The organism is Rhodanobacter sp. FW106-PBR-R2A-2-24 (assembly GCF_058789615.1).
The window spans coordinates 1,091,142-1,106,921 of record NZ_JBYTBV010000002.1 but is presented as its reverse complement, the minus strand read 5'-3'; the positions used below and the strand labels follow the sequence as shown (position 1 = coordinate 1,106,921).

The following is a 15,780-nucleotide window of genomic DNA, read 5'->3' as shown; positions in this document are numbered from 1 at the left end:
CCTTTGCGTATCCAAACCCCCGAAAGGCCAGCCATGAGCCAAGCGCAGCCGTCGTCCATTGACCTCCTCATCGAAGCCCGCTGGGTGGTGCCGATCGAGCCGCACGGTGTGGTGCTGGACGACCACGCGGTGGCGGTCGACGGCGATCGCATCGTGGCGATCTTGCCCATCGTCGCGGCGCGCGCCGCCTATGCTCCGCGCGAAACCGTGTGCCTTGCCGAGCACGCGCTGATCCCCGGTCTGGTCAATGCGCATACGCACAACCCGATGACGCTCTTGCGCGGGCTGGCCGATGACTTGCCGCTGATGGTGTGGCTGCAGCAGCACATCTGGCCGGCCGAAGCCAAGGTGATCGGCCCCGAGTTCGTGCGTGACGGCGTGGAGCTGGCGGTGGCCGAGATGCTGCGCGGCGGCACCACCTGCGCCAACGAGAACTACTTCTTCCCCGACGCGATCGGCGCCACCTACCGCAAGCTGGGCTTCCGCGCCGTGGTCGGCCTGCCGGTGATCGAGTTCCCCACCGCCTGGGCGAAGTCGCAGGACGAATACTTCGAGCGCGCCGGCGCCGTGCACGACAGCTTCCGCGGCGACGCGCTGGTCAGCACCGCGTTCGCGCCGCACGCGCCGTACACGGTGTCGGACGAGAGCTTCGCGCGCATCCGCGTGCTGGCCGACCAGCTCGACATCCCGGTGCACCTGCATCTGCACGAGACCGCGCACGAGGTCGAGGAAGAAAAGAAGAAATCCGGCCTGCGCCCGTTCCAGCGCCTGCAAAGGCTGGGCCTGGTCAACGACCGCCTGATCGCGGTGCACATGACTCAGCTCACCGACGGCGAAATCGCCGCCTGCGCCGAGGCCGGCGTGTCGGTGGTGCATTGCCCGGAGTCGAACCTCAAGCTGGCCTCCGGCTTCTGCCCGGCGGAGAAGCTGCGCAAGGCGGGCGTGAACCTCGCCATTGGCACCGACGGCTGCGCGTCGAACAACGATCTGGACATGTTCGGCGAACTGCGCACCGCCGCGCTGCTGGCCAAGGCGGTGGCGAACGACGCCGCCGCCTTCGACGCCGCCAGCGCGCTGCGCGCGGCTACGCTGGGCAGCGCCAAGGCGATGGGTCTGGAGGCGAAGATCGGTTCCATCGAAGTCGGCAAGCAGGCCGATCTCGCGGCCGTGCGCCTGTCCGACCTGGAAACCCAACCGCTGTTCCACGTCGCCTCGCAACTGGCCTATGCCACGGGCCGGCACCAGGTCAGCGATGTGTGGATCGCCGGCCGGCGCAAACTGGCCGCGCGCGAACTGGTGGGCATGGATGTGGACGCCATCCTCGCCCGCACCCGCGCCTGGCGCGAACGCATCGCGGTGGCTGGAGGATGAACCGTTATCTCGTGATGGTGATGCGCCGCCCGTCCTTCGACCCGGCGGTCGTGCCGCTGCATCGCGCGTTCCTCGAAACGCTGCGGGCGCAGGGGCGCAACGAGCTGTCCGGCCCGTTCGGCAACGGGAGCGGCGGCGCCTATGTGCTGCGCGCCGAATCGCTGGAGGAAGCGGCGTCGATGGCGCATCGCGACCCATGCCACACCAGCGGCGGCTGGGAAGTCACCGTGCACGAATGGCTGGCGTCTTGAAGCCCTGGCGTCCTTGCCCGGCGCGAAGGCCAACCCTTTCCCGCGGCTTGCGCCCAGCCATGCGCGCGGCTTGCCATAAAATCATGCGTTCACCATGGACTCGAACATGACCACCGCCAACGTCAGCCCCGCCGAGATTGCCCGCTTCGACCAGCTCGCCGCGCGCTGGTGGGATGCCGACGGCGAATCGCGTCCGCTGCACGACCTCAACCCCGTGCGCGCGGCCTACATCGCCGCGCGCGTGGATCTGCGCGGCGCGAAGGTGGCCGACGTGGGCTGCGGCGGCGGCCTGCTCAGCGAGGCGCTGGCGCGCGCGGGCGCCGAAGTCACCGGCATCGACCTAGGCGACAAGGTCATCGGCATCGCGCGGTTGCACCTGCACGAGTCCAACCTCAAGGTGGATTACCGCAAGCAGTCCTCGGCGGAGCTGGCGCAGGCCGAGCCGGCTGCGTTCGATGCCGTGTGCTGCCTGGAGCTGATCGAGCACGTGCCCGATCCGGCGGCGCTGGTGCACGATCTCGCCGGCATGCTCAAGCCCGGCGGTCGGCTGTTCCTGTCCACGCTCAACCGCACCCCGGCGGCCTTCGGCGCGGCCATCCTCGGCGCCGAATACCTGCTGCGCCTGTTGCCGCGCGGTACGCACCACTACGCGCAGTTCCTCAAGCCGGCCGAGCTGGCGCGCCTGTTGCGCGCGGAAGGGTTGGAGCTGGAGGACGTCAGCGGGCTGGGCTACAACCCGCTGGTGCGCAAGGCCTGGCTCAGCCGCCGCACGGCGGTGAACTACATCCTGTGCGCCAGGAAGCCCGCATGAAGCCCATGCCTGCAGACCTGCATGCCGTGCTGTTCGATCTCGACGGCACCCTGCTCGACAGCGCCGCCGATCTTTACGCCGCCCTGCAGGCCTATTGCGCCGAGGTTGGCGCGACCGTGCCGGCGTACCCCGTGGTGCGCGAGGTGGTGTCGCGCGGCAGCCGGGCGATCCTGTGCTGCGCGTTCGCGGAAAGCGACGAGGCGCTGGCGGCACGCATACCGCGTTATCTCGACATCTACCAAAGCATGCTGGCCACGCATACCCGGCCGTTCGAGGGCATTGCCGCGCTGCTTGGCGCCATCGAGGCGCGCGACTGGCGCTGGGGCATCGTCACCAACAAGCCCGGTTTCCTGACCGAGGAGCTGATCCAGCGCATGGATTGGGATCTGCGCGCCAGCGCGGTGGTCTGCGGCGACAGCCTGCCGGTGAAGAAGCCCGATCCTGCGCCGGTGCTCCTGGCCTGCACGCGCGCCGGCGTGGCGCCGGATCGTACGGTGTTCGTGGGCGACGACGCGCGCGACGTGGAGGCCGGCCGTGCCGCCGGGCTGGTCACGGTGGCGGTGCGCTGGGGCTATCTGGATGGCGGCGACCCGGCCATGTGGGGCGCCGATGCGGTGGTCGAGCATCCGCGCCAGCTGGCCGGCCTGCTGGGCCTGGAGATGATGGCGTGAGCGGCACCGAGATCACCGTCGGTCAGGGCCTGCAGGGCTATGTCGACAAATGGCTGATGGCGCAGCCCGGGCAACGCCTCGCGCTGGCCTTCGTCGATCCGGTGAAGTATCCCGGACACATTGCGCTGGCCGCGCTGGAGCAGGAATGGATCGCCGCCGCCTACGGCATCCGCGAGCCGCAGGTGGCGGCCGCCAAGCTCGGCTGGTGGGCCGAGGAGATCGCCAACGCCCCGGCCAGCGGTGGCCAGCACCCGCTGACTCAGGTGCTGTTCGACGACGAACGTGCGCAGGCGATCCCGACGGCCGTCTGGCTGGCGCCGCTGCAGGCCGCGGTGGTGCAACTGGAACAGGGCACGGCGGCGGATTTCACGGCGCAACTGGCTGCCGCCGAACCCCTGCACGGCGCGCTGGCGCGGCTGGAAACCGCCTGGTGGCATGGCACGCAGGCCGATGCCACGCGCGCCGCGCGGCTGGCCACGCTCGATCATGCCCTGCATGCCTTGCGTCGCCTTGAGGACGACCTGCAGCGCGACCGCTTGCCGCTGCCGATGTCGTGCCTGGCGCGCCATGGCCTGGTGCGCGCCGAATTGGGGCAGCGCAGCGACGCGCGCGACGCGGCCATCCGCGCCCAACTGGCCGACCTGCAGGTGGCGTGGCGCGCGGCGGCGCACCTGCCCGGGCCGCTCAGCGTGTTCCGCGCGCTCAGCGCGCACGAGGGCGCGCGGCGACTGCGCCGAGCGCGTGGTGCCGCCGATCCGCTGGCGGCATTGCAGCGCGAGCAGCGCGGCGGCTTCGGTGCCACTTTCGCCGCCTGGCGGGCGGCAAGGCGCTGGCATCGGTTGGCAGGCTGAGGGTTCGCGGATTTTTCAAACGCCCAACCGGCCACGGATGGCCGGCAGCGTCGATGAAAACGCCGCACGATGCGGAGCCTCACCACGGTTCTGAACGCCGGTGGACACAGCGTTTCCCGGCGATGACTGTTGCAATGCGGCAGCCTGCCCCAAAATAGGCGACTTCGACGGCCGCGCCGCCGCTCCGTTGCGCGAGAGTTCCCATGCACAGCCACGAAAACACCGCCCGCCTGATGCCCGATGTGGCCGGTCAGGCGCAGCCGCACCTGGACGGCGCGCTGGACTGGGTCGGTATGGACGGCATCCAGACCCGGGTGTGCTTCGATGCGGGCGATGGCCGTGAGCAGCAGGTGGCGGCCCAGGTGGGCGCCTTCGTCAATCTCACGCGTGCGGACAAGCGCGGCATCCATATGTCGCGCCTGTACCTTCTCATCGACCGCCAACTGGGCGAGCAGACGCTCTCGTCTGCCGCGCTGGAAACCCTGCTGCGCGCCTTCCTGGAATCGCACGCGGGCCTCGCCGACCGCGCCCGCATCAGCATCCGCTTCGACGCACTGGTGCGCCGTGCCGCCTTGCGCAGCAGCCACAGCGGCTGGCGCAGCTACCCGGTCTCCATCGAGGCCAGCCTCGACGCGCAAGGCTTCCAACTGGCGCTGGGTTCCGAGGTGGTCTATTCCTCCACCTGTCCCGCCTCGGCCGCACTGGCGCGCCAGCTGATCCAGGAACAATTCGGCAGGGACTTCGATCCGACGCAGCCGGTCGACCACGCCGCCGTGCTGGCCTGGCTGGGCAGCGAACGCGGCATCAATGCCACGCCGCACGCGCAGCGCAGCGTGGCGCGGCTGCTGGTGCGCTACCAGCCCGGCGCCTCGTTCGACCTGATCGGCCTGCTCGACCGTGTGGAACAGGCGTTGGGCACGCCGGTGCAGACCGCGGTGAAACGCGAGGACGAACAAGCCTTCGCGCTCGCCAATGGCGGCAACCTGATGTTCTGCGAGGACGCCGCCCGCCGCATCCAGCGCGTGCTGGCCAGCGACGAACACCTGGCCGACTTCCACGTGCGCGTGGAACACCAGGAAAGCCTGCACCCGCACGACGCCGTGGCCTATGCCAGCAAGGGCGTGCCGGGTGGGTTTGGCTGCTGACCTGTCAGCGGTCGGGATCGGCGCCTTGATCGGGTGACGCGCGAGGGTGCCGCCGCCAGGGGCGTTCGATGACGGCCGCGGTAGACGGGCGATTTTTCAGAGGCGCTCAGCCGGCGTGGCGCGAATCATCGTGGCAGTGGCAGCGCACGAAGTGAAACTGCTCCGGCACCGGATCTGCGCCGCCGTCGCACAGGGGCTGGCAGCGCAGCAGGCGCCAGGCGGTGAGCAGGCAGCCGCGCCAGGGGCCGAAACGCGTGATCGCGATCCGTGCATAATCGGAGCAACTGGGGTAGAAACGGCAGTGTTGCCCCAGGAGGGGACTGATCCCGCGCTTGTAGGCCTTGAGCAACAAGAGCAGGAATCGGGTGAGGATATTCACGGGGGCTGCGGCAGCTCGTCGCCAGAATGGGGCAAGTATCCCAGAAGGCGGGTTGCCGGTGCAGGGTGCATGGGCTATAACACCCGGCCGCCACGGCAGAAAACGGTGAAGGAATATGGCGAAACCCACGCGCAGTTCGACTTCCGCCAAAGCCGCCAAGGGCAAGCCGCCGGCGCGTACGGTGGCGCCCGCCAAGGCAAAGGTCGCGGCGAAGAAGGCCGTTGCGAAAAAGCCTGTCGCGAAGCAGCCCGTTGCAAAGAAGCCCGCGGTGAAGAAGCCCGCACCGAAGAAACCCGCGGCGAAGAAACCCAACGCCGGCAAGGCGGTCAAGCCGGTCGCGAAGAAGCTTGCTCCGCCGGCTGCAAAGAAGGTCGCCAAGCCGGCTCCGAAAAAGGCGGTCGCCAAAAAGCCGGCAGTCAAACCGCCGGTGGCGAAGAAAGCCGCGGTCGGCAAGTCCGCCCCGGCGCGCCAACCGGCCGCCAAGCCGGTGACGAAGGCGGCCGCCAAGCCCGTCGCCAAGTCGCCGGCAAAGCACGCCGCCAAACCGGTGGTGCCTGCCCACCAGCCCGTCGCCCGGGCCGCCGCCAAATCGGCGAAGGCGCCTGTCGGCAAGCCGGTGGCGACCGTGGCGACGCCCCACCGGAACAAGCCGGCGTCGGCACATGCTCCCGCCCCCGCCAAGGCCGTCGTCAAACCATTCCCCGTGCCTGCCACCGCGCCGCCTCGCGGCAAGGTGGCCAGCGCAACCGCCAACGCATCCCACAAGCCAACGAAAAACGCATCAGCATCGATGAATAAACAGGCAGACAAAAACCTCGACAACGGTGTCACCCGCGAAGACGGGCGCTACGCCTTGCCGGCCACCACCCAGATCGCCTTGCCCAAGGGTTACCGCCCCTCGCCCAGCGAGGAGTACATGAATCCGCAGCATCTGGCCTATTTCCGCAACAAGCTGCGCGAGTGGCGCGACCAGTTGGTGGAGGAATCGCGCCAGACCATGGACAACCTGCGCGAGGAAGTGCGCGACGTGGGCGACGAGGCCGAGCGCGCCACCCGCGAAACCGAGAACTCGCTGGAGCTGCGCACCCGGGACCGCTACCGCAAGCTGATCTCCAAGATCGACAAGGCGCTGCGTCGCATCGAGGAGGGCAGCTACGGCTACTGCGAGGAAACCGACGAGGAGATCGGCGTGGATCGGCTCGACGCCCGCCCCATCGCCACCTTGTCGCTGGATGCGCAGGAACGCCGCGAACATCTGCAGAAGCAGATGGGGGACTGAATTCTGCGCTCCTCCGTGAGCGCAGGGATCAAACCGGCGCCATGCCGGACTTCTCGCAAAAGCCCCGCTTCGAGCGGGGCTTTTCGTGTACGGGGATGCGTGAGTGTTGTTGCCTATGCAGGGCTGGCGGCGGCCGAGGCGTAGGCTTTCAGCTTGGCCAGCGTGGCGGCCAGACCGTTGGAGCGGGTGGGCGAGAGGTGCTTGGCCAAGCCGATCTGCTGGATGAAATCCGGATCGGTGGCAACGATCTCGGCGGCAGGGCGATCCGAATACACGCGCAGGATCAGCGCCAACAGGCCCGAGACGATGGCCGAATCGCTGGCCGCCTCGAAGTGCATGCGCCCGGCGTCGCCGCTGGGCACCAGCCATACCATGGACTGGCAACCCTGCACGCGCCAAGCCTCGGTCCTCTGCTCACTGGCCAGTGGCGGCAACTGCCGGCCGAGGTCGATCAGGTACTGGTAGCGCTCGCTCCACTCGCTGAAGTAGGCGAATTCCTCGGCGATCTCGCGTTGTGCTTCGTCGGCGCTGGCGGTCATGACTTATTTCCTAATGCGATGCCAGGACACTTTACCCCCCGGCTTGTCTTCAAGCGCAATGCCAATACTGTTGAGCGCATCGCGGATCATGTCGGCTTTTTGCCAATCTTTTTGGGTTCGAGCCTTATTTCGTTCATCGATAAACGCATCGATTTGTGCATCTGTAGGGCTCCCGCCGATGGCCAGTGCCTGTGGGGCCGGAGCCCGTGCATTCAGTGTGGCAAGGTTGTTGTTGTGGGGCTGCCAGCGAAACCAGGCTTCCGGCTCCTGTTGCAGCAGGCCCAGCGCGGCGCCGCCGGCGAGCAGGGCGGCCTTGGCTGCCGGCGTACCTAGCGTGCGCGCGGCGTCGGCCAGCACGGCCAACTCGGCCAGCGCCTGCGGCGTGTTGAGGTCGTCGCATAGCGCGGCTTCGATTTTTTCGGGTACGGGCGAACCCGCCGTGTCCACCGCCACCTCGGCGAGCTCGCGCAGCACGCGATACCAGCCGTCCAGCGTGCTTACCGACTGCGCGATGGCGGCGTCGGACCAGTCCAGCGGCTGGCGGTAGTGGCCACTCATCAGACGCAGGCGCAGCGCTTCGGCCGGATGCTGCTGCAGGAGTTCATGCAATTGCAGCACGTTGCCCAACGACTTCGACATCTTCTTGCCGTCGAAGGTGAGCATGCCGTTGTGCAGCCACCAGCGGGCGAAGGTCGCCCCACCGTGCGCGCAGGTGGATTGCGCCACCTCGTTCTCATGGTGCGGGAACAGCAGATCCACGCCGCCGGCATGGATGTCGATGGTTTCGCCCAGGTGCTGGGCGGCCATCGCCGAGCACTCGATGTGCCAGCCCGGACGCCCGCGGCCCCAGGGGCTGTCCCAGCCGGGCAGCTCGGGCGTGGAGGGTTTCCACAGCACGAAGTCGGCGGGGTTCTTCTTGTACGGCGCCACTTCCACGCGCGCGCCGGCGATCATCTCCTCGGTGTCGCGGCCGGAAAGCTTGCCGTAGTCGGGGTAGCTGGCCACGTCGAACAGCGCGTGGCCCTGTGCGGCGTAGGCATGGCCGTCGGCGATCAGCTTTTCGATCATCGCCACCATCGGCCCGATGTGCGCGGTGGCACTGGGCTCGATGTCGGGCGGGGCGATGCCGAGCTCCGCCATGTCCTCGCGGTAGGCGGCGGCGAACTTGCCGGTGATCGCCTCGATGCCCACGCCCTGATCCAGCGCGGCGGCGTTGATCTTGTCGTCCACGTCGGTGATGTTGCGGGCGTAGACCACGTTTGGGTAATGCCGGCGCAGCAGCCTGGCCAGCACGTCGAACACCACCGGGCCGCGCGCGTTGCCGATGTGCACGTAGTTGTAGACGGTGGGGCCGCACACGTACATCGTCACCCGGTTCGGATCGAGCGGCGCGAACGCCTCGGTGCGGCGGGTCAGGCTGTTGTAGAGCGAAATCGGCATGGCGGGGCGTTCCAGGGCGTTCGAGGGCCAGCCGCGCATCTTAACAAGCCCTAAGCGGGGGTGGCGTCCCGGCGTCGATGGGGGCGCATTCTAAGCTCGGATTCAGTGTGGATTTGCTGCAATCGGCCATGCGCCAAAGTCGCGTCCGAAACACTCCACCGGAGTTCGCCATGACCAAATACCTGCTTGCCGCCTTGATGCTGGTTGTCGCCGCCGGCAGCGCCCAGGCGCAGGACGCGCGTTATGCCAATTCCGGCGACAACGCCCATTACGGCTGGGCCGACGTCTTGCGGGTCGATCCGGTCTACGGCGTCACCCAGACCACGGTGCCGCGCCAGCAGTGCTACGACCAGCAGGTGGTGCAGCAGGATCGCGGCAACAGCACGGCCGGCACCATCCTTGGCGCCGTGGTGGGTGGCGTGCTGGGCAGCACCATTGGCAAGGGCGATGGCCGCAAGGCGGCCACCGTGGCCGGCGCGGTGGTGGGCGGCGCGGTGGGCAACCGGGCTTCCGACCATGGCGGCAGCTACGAAACCACCCAGACCCGCTGCCGCGAGGTCAGCTCCGTGAGCGAGCAGCGCCAGATCGTGGGCTACGACGTGGAATACCGCTATCGCGGCGAGGTCTACGAGTCGCGCCTGAACTACGACCCCGGCGAGCGCCTGCGCGTACGGGTGAGCGTGACTCCCGCCGACTGATGCATGCTGCCGCCTTCGGGCGGCGGTTTTTCCCATGCTCTTGCGAGTGTCCTTGGTCGCGAAGATCAAATGGGCAGCCATCCATGACCGCACTTTCAACGGCATGTTGCATGGCAGCGAAAATACCGGCATGATGAAACCTCGCCCGATGGAAACACCCGTGTCCACAGCCGTCTATACCGCCAATGTTCTGACCAGCGCCCGCATGGCCGCTGGCATGACTTCGCGTGCGCGCCGACCGCTGGACGAACATCCGGCCGGGTAGGCTGTCGCGCGCTGCACCATCACGCAACGACTGAAAAACCCGGCCATCGCGCCGGGTTTTTTTGTTGGGAAATCCACGGTTCATTCCTCTCCGAGAGTCTTGTCCCCATGACCATCCGCCACTTCCTCACCACCCAGGACTGGAGCCGCGCCGAGATCGACGCGCTGCTGGAGCAGGCCGCCGCGTTCAAGCGTTCGCCCGCGGGCAACCAGCTCGCCGGCAAGTCGGTGGCGTTGCTGTTCTTCAACCCGTCCATGCGCACCCGCACCAGCTTCGAGCTGGGCACGTTCCAGCTCGGCGGCCACGCGGTGGTGCTGCAGCCGGGCAAGGATGCGTGGCCGATCGAGTTCGACGAAGGCACGGTGATGAATGGCGAGGCCGAGGAGCATGTGGCCGAGGTGGCGCGAGTGCTCAGTCGCTATGTGGATCTGATCTGCGTGCGTGCCTTTCCGAAGTTCCAGGACTGGTCGGTGGATCGCCAGGACAAGGTCATCCAGGCGTTCGCCAGGTACGCCACCGTGCCTGTCATCAACATGGAAACGATCACCCATCCCTGCCAGGAGCTGGCGCATGCGCTGGCTATGCGGGAGCGCCTTGGCGACCTGCATAAAAAGAAATATGTGTTGACTTGGACCTACCACCCCAAGCCCTTGAACACCGCGGTGGCGAATTCCGCCCTGCTGATCGCCACCAAGATGGGCATGGACGTGACCCTGCTGTGCCCCACGCCGGACTACGTGCTGGACGAGCGCTACATGGCCTTTGGCCGTCTGAACGCCGAGGCCAACGGTGGCTCGCTCAAGGTCAGCCATGACATCGAAGAGGCCTACAGCGGCGCCGACGTCGTCTACGCCAAGAGCTGGGGCGCGCTGCCGTTCTTCGGCCGGTGGGAGCAGGAGAAGCCCGTGCGCGAAGCCAGCAGGCACTTCATCGTGGACGAGGCGAAGATGGCTTTGACCCACCATGGCCTGTTCAGCCACTGCCTGCCGTTGCGCCGCAACGTCAAGGCTACCGACGCGGTGATGGATGCGCCGTACTGTTTCGCCATCGACGAGGCCGAAAACCGCCTGCACGTGCAGAAGGCGGTGATGGCGGCGTTGGTGGGAGGCTGAGCCATGTACGCGCCGAAGCATTTTGTCGAAACGCGCGCCGAGATCCTGCACGGGCTGATCCGCGACTATCCGTTCGCCACCGTGGTGGTACAGACGACCGGCGGCCTCGTCGCCAATCATCTGCCGTTCGAGTGGGTCGATGGCGCGTTGCACGGCCATGTGGCGCGCGGCAACGAGCTGGCCGGGCTCGATGGTGCCGAGGTGCTGGTGATCTTTCGTGGCCCCGATGGCTACATCAGCCCGAACTGGTATCCAACCAAGCAGGAGACGCATCGCGAGGTGCCCACCTGGAATTACGCCGTGGTGCACGTGCACGGACGGCTGAAGGTGATCGAGGACGCGGGCTGGCTGCGCGCCCTGCTGGAACGGCTCACCGACCGTCACGAAGCCACCGAGCCGCGGCCGTGGCGCATCACCGATGCGCCGGACGACCATATCGAGAAGTCGCTGCGCGCCATCGTCGGCCTCGAGATCGCCATCGAGCGCATCGAAGGCAAGTTCAAACTCAACCAGAACCATCCCGAGCGCAACCGCCTCGGCGTGATCGCCGGCCTGCGTCGCCGCGGCAGCGAGGGTGACGCGGAACTGGCCGCGCTGATGGCGAAGCAGGAGGAAGCCAAGTCATGAGCCGGCCGCACCTCTACCGCGTGGACGTGGTCTGGACCGGCAACCGCGGCAGCGGCACCGACGGCTACCGCAACTACAGCCGCAACCACGTGATCCGCGTGCCGGGCAAGCCGGATCTTGCGGGTTCGGCCGATCCCACCTTCCGCGGCGACGCCACGAAGCACAACCCCGAGGACATGCTGGTGGCCGCGCTCTCCGCCTGCCACATGCTGTCCTATCTGCACATGGCCACCGTGGCCGGCGTGGTGGTGGTCGCCTACGACGACGCTGCCGAAGGCACGATGGTCACCGAAGGCAACGGCGGCCGTTTTACCGAGGTGGTGCTGCGCCCGGTGGTGACCATCCGTGCCGACAGCGATCCCGACAAGGCGCTGGCCGCGCACGACGACGCGCACCACGCCTGCTTCATCGCCAACTCCGTGAATTTCCCGGTGCGCTGCGAGCCGCGCATCGTCGTTTCCTCCGACTGACATTCTCCCCGACCAGGATTCGCAAGCCATGAGCCAAGACATCGTCCTCGCCTTCTCCGGCGGCCTCGACACCAGCTTCTGCGTGCCCTACCTCAAGGAGCGTGGCTGGGCCGTGCACACCGTGTTTGCCGACACCGGCGGCGTGGACGCCGAGGAGCGCGCCTTCATCGAGCACCGCGCGCAGGAGCTGGGCGTGGCCAGCCACGTCACGGTGGACGGCGGCCCGGCGATCTGGAATGGTTTCGTGAAACCGTTCGTGTGGGCGGGCGAGGGCTACCAGGGCCAGTACCCGCTGCTGGTGTCCGACCGCTATCTGATCGTGGAAGCCGCGCTGAAGCGCGCCGCCGAGCTGGGCACCCGAGCCATCGCGCACGGCTGCACCGGCATGGGCAACGACCAGGTGCGCTTCGACCTCGCCGTGAAGTCGCTGGGCGACTACGAGATCGTGGCGCCGATCCGCGAGATCCAGAAGGAGCACACCCAGACGCGCGCCTACGAGCAGAAGTTCCTGGAGGAGCGCGGCTTCGGCGTACGCGCCAAGCAGCAGGCCTACACCATCAACGAGAACCTGCTCGGCGTCACCATGTCCGGCGGCGAGATCGACCAGTGGCAGGCACCGGGCGAGGGTGCGCGCGCCTGGTGCAAGCCGCGCGCCGAATGGCCGTCCAAGCCGCTGCAGGTGAAGCTCGGCTTCGTCGACGGCGAGGCGGTGTCGCTGGACGGCGAGAAGCTCGCCGGCCACAAGATCCTGGCCAAGCTCAACGCGCTGTTCGCGCCCTACGGCGTGGGCCGCGGCCTCTACACCGGCGACACCACGATCGGCCTCAAGGGCCGCATCATCTTCGAGGCGCCGGGCCTGGTTTCGCTGCTCACCGCGCACCGCGCGCTGGAGGAAGCCGTGCTCAGCAAGCAGCAGAACCGCTTCAAGCCCGAGGTGGCGCGCAAGTGGGTGGAGGTGGTGTACGAGGGCTTCTTCCACGATCCGGTCAAAGCCGACCTGGAGGCGTTCCTCGCCTCCAGCCAGTCCACCGTCAACGGCGAGGTCACGCTGGAGACGAACGGCGGCGTGGTCAACGCCGTGGCGGTCGAGTCGAAGCACATCCTCAACGCCAAGGGCGCCACCTACGCGCAGTCGGCCGACTGGGGCGTGGCCGAGGCCGAAGGCTTCATCAAGCTGTTCGGCATGAGCAGCACGCTGTGGGCCGAGGTGAACCGGGGCCACGCGGCATGAGCGCTTCGCCCCGCTCCCCTCTCGCTACCGCCTCTTCCAAGGGGAGAGGGGCTTCGCATCATGGAGCCGTGTGATGAGTACGTTGCTCAACGCTACGCTGGAACACCTGCGCGCGCTGGTCGGTTTCGACACGCGCAACCCGCCGCGCGCGATCGGCACCGGCGGCATCTTCGATTACCTCCGCGCGCAGCTGCCCGGCTTCGACATCGTGGTGACTGACCACGGCGCCGGCGCGGTGAGCCTGCACGCGGTGCGTGGCCAACCGAGGCTGCTGTTCAACGTGCACCTGGACACCGTGCCGGACTCGCCGGCGTGGACGGCCAGTCTGCACGAGCTGCGCGTCACGGCCGACCGCGCCATCGGCCTGGGCGCCTGCGACATCAAGGGTGCGGCGGCGGCGCTGCTGGCGGTGGCAAACGCCAGCGACAGCGACATGGCGCTGCTGTTCACCACTGACGAGGAGGCGAACGATCCGCGTTGCATCGCGGGTTTTCTCCGTGCTTTTCCCCCTCTCCCACCGGGAGATGGTCGGGGTGCGGGCGAAGCGAGGCGTGGCGGCGAATCCGAACCCTCACCCCAACTCCTCTCCCGGGGGGAAAGGGGCTATGAAGCGGTGATCGTGGCCGAGCCCACCCGGGGCGAGGCGGTGCTGGCCCACCGCGGCATCCAGTCCGTGCTGATGCGCTTCGCCGGTCACGCCGGGCATGCTTCGGGCGAGCAGCAGCCCAGCGACAGCGCGCTGCACCAGGCGGTGCGCTGGGGCGATGCCGCGCTGGATTTCGTGGCGGCGCAATCGCACGAGCGCTTCGGTGGGCTCACCGGCCTGCGCTTCAACATCGGCCGCATCGAGGGCGGCATCAAGGCGAACATGATCGCGCCCAGCGCCGAGCTGCGCTTCGGCATGCGGCCCTTGCCGACGATGAGTCCCGACGGCCTGCTCGAGCGCTTCCGCACGCTGGCCGAGCCGGCCCCCGCGCATTTCGAGGAGACGTTCCGCGGCCCCTCGCTGCCCGCGGGCGACACCGCCTCCGCCGAGGCGCGGCGCCTGGTCGCGCGCGACCTCGCCGACGAGTTGGAGATTCCCGTGGGCAATGCGGTGGATTTCTGGACCGAGGCCTCGCTGTTCTCCGCCGCCGGCTACACCGCCTTCGTCTACGGCCCCGGCGACATCGCCCAGGCGCACACCGCCGACGAGTGGGTGGCGTTGGGCCAGCTGCAGCACTACGCCGAAACCGTCCACCACATCATTGAGAAGTGCGGCCACGGAAGGCCGCTGTTCGACTCTCGCGCGCATGGATGAGCGCAAAGGATCAATCATGGAAACGCACAAGCACACCCGCAAGACCATCGTCCGCCTGCTGTCGGCGATGGGCAGCGCCAAGGAAATCCAGCAATACCTCAAGCGCTTCTCCGAGCTGGACGCCAAGCGCTTCGCCGTGGTGAAGGTGGGCGGCGCGGTGCTGCGCGACGAGCTGCAGGATCTCGCCTCCTCGCTGACCTTCCTGCAGCAGGTGGGTCTCACGCCCATCGTGCTGCACGGCGCCGGCCCGCAGCTGGACGAAGAGCTGTCCGCCGCCGGCATCGTCAAGCAGACCGTGCACGGCCTGCGCGTGACTTCGCCGAAGGCGCTGGGCATCGTGCGTAAGGTGTTCATGCAGCAGAACCTCAAGCTGGTCGAGGCGCTGCAGGCGATGGACACGCGCGCCACCGCGGTGCCTTCGGGCGTGTTCGCGGCGAGCTATCTCGACCGCGATACGTACGGCATGGTGGGCAAGGTGGAGGGCATCAACCTCGCACCCATCGAGGCCAGCCTGCGCGCGAATTCGATCCCGGTGATCGCCAGCCTGGGCGAGACCGACGAGGGGCAGATCCTCAACGTCAACGCCGACGTCGCCGCCAACGAGCTGGTGCGCATGCTGCAGCCATACAAGATCGTGTTCCTCACCGGCACCGGCGGCCTGCTCGACGGTGACGGCAGGCTGATCGACTCGATCAACCTCAGCACCGAGTACGAGCACCTGATGGCGCAGCCATGGATCAACGGCGGCATGCGCCTGAAGATCGAGCAGATCGCCGACCTGCTGAACGGCCTGCCGCTCACCTCGTCGGTGTCGATCACGCGCCCCGCCGAACTGGCCAAGGAGCTGTTCACCCACAAGGGTTCGGGCACGCTGGTGCGGCGCGGCGAGAAGGTGCTCCGTGTCGATTCGTGGGACGGCATCGACCGGGCGCGCATGCGCGGGCTGATCGAGTCCAGCTTCGGCCGCGCGCTGGTGCCGGATTACTTCGAACGCACCATGCCGTACCGCATCTACGTCAGCGAGAACTACCGCGCCGCGATGATCCTCACCCTGGAGGACGGCCTGCCGTATCTGGACAAGTTCGCGGTGCTCGACGACGCGCAGGGCGAGGGCCTGGGCCGCGCCGTGTGGCAGGTGATGCGCGAGGAAAACCCGCAGCTGTTCTGGCGCTCGCGCCACGGCAACCCGGTCAACATCTTCTACTACGCCGAATCCGACGGCTGTCTCAAGCAGCCGAAGTGGAAGGTGTTCTGGTACGGCCTTGACGGCCACTTCGACACCATCGCCCGTTGCGTCGCGCACTGCGCGCAGCGGCAGCCGACGTTGATTGGATGAGAGT

18 protein-coding genes are annotated in these 15,780 nt (G+C 67.8%); 15 read left to right on the top strand and 3 right to left on the bottom strand.

Features of this window, described 5'->3' with window-relative positions:
* Positions 1-33: 33 nt before the first annotated feature.
* The 6 genes from AC3WQA_RS06285 to folE2 all read left to right on the top strand — a co-directional run bounded on the left by AC3WQA_RS06285 (position 34) and on the right by folE2 (position 5,100).
* On the top strand, positions 34-1,371 hold the full coding sequence (locus AC3WQA_RS06285; protein ID WP_492674212.1) for a TRZ/ATZ family hydrolase: 1,338 nt from the start codon (positions 34-36) through the stop codon (positions 1,369-1,371).
* Positions 1,368-1,622 carry a YciI family protein gene (locus AC3WQA_RS06280; RefSeq protein WP_492674211.1) on the top strand — a complete coding sequence of 85 codons (255 nt, stop codon included), beginning with the start codon at positions 1,368-1,370 and terminating at the stop codon, positions 1,620-1,622. The genes AC3WQA_RS06285 and AC3WQA_RS06280 overlap by 4 nt, the downstream gene beginning before the upstream one ends.
* A gap of 106 nt (positions 1,623-1,728) precedes the next feature.
* The gene (gene ubiG, locus AC3WQA_RS06275) at positions 1,729-2,433 is read left to right on the top strand and encodes a bifunctional 2-polyprenyl-6-hydroxyphenol methylase/3-demethylubiquinol 3-O-methyltransferase UbiG (protein WP_492674210.1); all 705 of its coding nucleotides are present in this window, start codon (positions 1,729-1,731) and stop codon (positions 2,431-2,433) included.
* Positions 2,430-3,104 carry an HAD family hydrolase gene (locus AC3WQA_RS06270; RefSeq protein WP_492674209.1) on the top strand — a complete coding sequence of 225 codons (675 nt, stop codon included), beginning with the start codon at positions 2,430-2,432 and terminating at the stop codon, positions 3,102-3,104. The genes ubiG and AC3WQA_RS06270 overlap by 4 nt, the downstream gene beginning before the upstream one ends.
* Entirely contained in the window at positions 3,101-3,955 is an 855-nt protein-coding gene (locus AC3WQA_RS06265; RefSeq protein WP_492674208.1) for a squalene/phytoene synthase family protein, read from the top strand. Before AC3WQA_RS06270 ends, AC3WQA_RS06265 begins: the two co-directional genes overlap by 4 nt.
* Before the next feature lie 203 nt (positions 3,956-4,158).
* Positions 4,159-5,100, top strand: a complete 942-nt coding sequence (gene folE2 / locus AC3WQA_RS06260; RefSeq protein WP_492674207.1) for a GTP cyclohydrolase FolE2 — start codon at positions 4,159-4,161, stop codon at positions 5,098-5,100.
* 106 nt (positions 5,101-5,206) lie between these two features.
* On the opposite strand, the gene yidD is transcribed toward folE2, so the two are convergent.
* Complete coding sequence (yidD, locus tag AC3WQA_RS06255) at positions 5,207-5,479, bottom strand: membrane protein insertion efficiency factor YidD (protein ID WP_492674206.1); 273 nt, start codon at positions 5,477-5,479, stop codon at positions 5,207-5,209.
* 115 nt (positions 5,480-5,594) lie between these two features.
* Between yidD and dksA the strand changes: the two genes are divergently transcribed.
* Positions 5,595-6,758, top strand: a complete 1,164-nt coding sequence (gene dksA, locus AC3WQA_RS06250) for an RNA polymerase-binding protein DksA (protein ID WP_492674205.1) — start codon at positions 5,595-5,597, stop codon at positions 6,756-6,758.
* Between the two features lie 113 nt (positions 6,759-6,871).
* Here the strand turns inward: dksA and AC3WQA_RS06245 are convergent, their stop codons facing one another.
* Together AC3WQA_RS06245 and cysS are read right to left on the bottom strand one after the other, a co-directional pair.
* A complete protein-coding gene (locus tag AC3WQA_RS06245) occupies positions 6,872-7,297 on the bottom strand; it encodes a SufE family protein (protein ID WP_492674204.1) in 426 nt (141 codons plus the stop codon).
* A 3-nt stretch (positions 7,298-7,300) separates the two neighbouring features.
* Positions 7,301-8,737, bottom strand: coding sequence for a cysteine--tRNA ligase (gene cysS / locus AC3WQA_RS06240; protein WP_492674203.1), 1,437 nt, complete (start codon positions 8,735-8,737; stop codon positions 7,301-7,303).
* Positions 8,738-8,907: 170 nt separating this feature from the next.
* Here cysS and AC3WQA_RS06235 point away from each other — a divergent pair, with 170 nt between their 5' ends.
* The 8 genes from AC3WQA_RS06235 to AC3WQA_RS06200 all read left to right on the top strand — a co-directional run bounded on the left by AC3WQA_RS06235 (position 8,908) and on the right by AC3WQA_RS06200 (position 15,776).
* Positions 8,908-9,435 (top strand): glycine zipper 2TM domain-containing protein, encoded by a 528-nt coding sequence (locus AC3WQA_RS06235; protein WP_492674202.1) that lies wholly within the window; start codon positions 8,908-8,910, stop codon positions 9,433-9,435.
* Between the two features lie 52 nt (positions 9,436-9,487).
* Positions 9,488-9,700, top strand: a complete 213-nt coding sequence (locus AC3WQA_RS06230) for a hypothetical protein (RefSeq protein WP_492674201.1) — start codon at positions 9,488-9,490, stop codon at positions 9,698-9,700.
* 107 nt (positions 9,701-9,807) lie between these two features.
* A complete protein-coding gene (locus AC3WQA_RS06225) occupies positions 9,808-10,812 on the top strand; it encodes an N-acetylornithine carbamoyltransferase (RefSeq protein WP_492674200.1) in 1,005 nt (334 codons plus the stop codon).
* A gap of 3 nt (positions 10,813-10,815) precedes the next feature.
* A complete protein-coding gene (locus AC3WQA_RS06220; RefSeq protein WP_492674199.1) occupies positions 10,816-11,439 on the top strand; it encodes an FMN-binding negative transcriptional regulator in 624 nt (207 codons plus the stop codon).
* Positions 11,436-11,909, top strand: a complete 474-nt coding sequence (locus tag AC3WQA_RS06215; protein WP_492674198.1) for an OsmC family protein — start codon at positions 11,436-11,438, stop codon at positions 11,907-11,909. Before AC3WQA_RS06220 ends, AC3WQA_RS06215 begins: the two co-directional genes overlap by 4 nt.
* Before the next feature lie 28 nt (positions 11,910-11,937).
* Positions 11,938-13,140 carry an argininosuccinate synthase gene (locus AC3WQA_RS06210; RefSeq protein ID WP_492674197.1) on the top strand — a complete coding sequence of 401 codons (1,203 nt, stop codon included), beginning with the start codon at positions 11,938-11,940 and terminating at the stop codon, positions 13,138-13,140.
* 73 nt (positions 13,141-13,213) lie between these two features.
* Positions 13,214-14,440, top strand: a complete 1,227-nt coding sequence (locus AC3WQA_RS06205) for an acetylornithine deacetylase (RefSeq protein WP_492674196.1) — start codon at positions 13,214-13,216, stop codon at positions 14,438-14,440.
* 16 nt (positions 14,441-14,456) lie between these two features.
* Positions 14,457-15,776 (top strand): acetylglutamate kinase, encoded by a 1,320-nt coding sequence (locus tag AC3WQA_RS06200; protein WP_492674195.1) that lies wholly within the window; start codon positions 14,457-14,459, stop codon positions 15,774-15,776.
* The last annotated feature ends 4 nt before the right edge of the window (positions 15,777-15,780 follow it).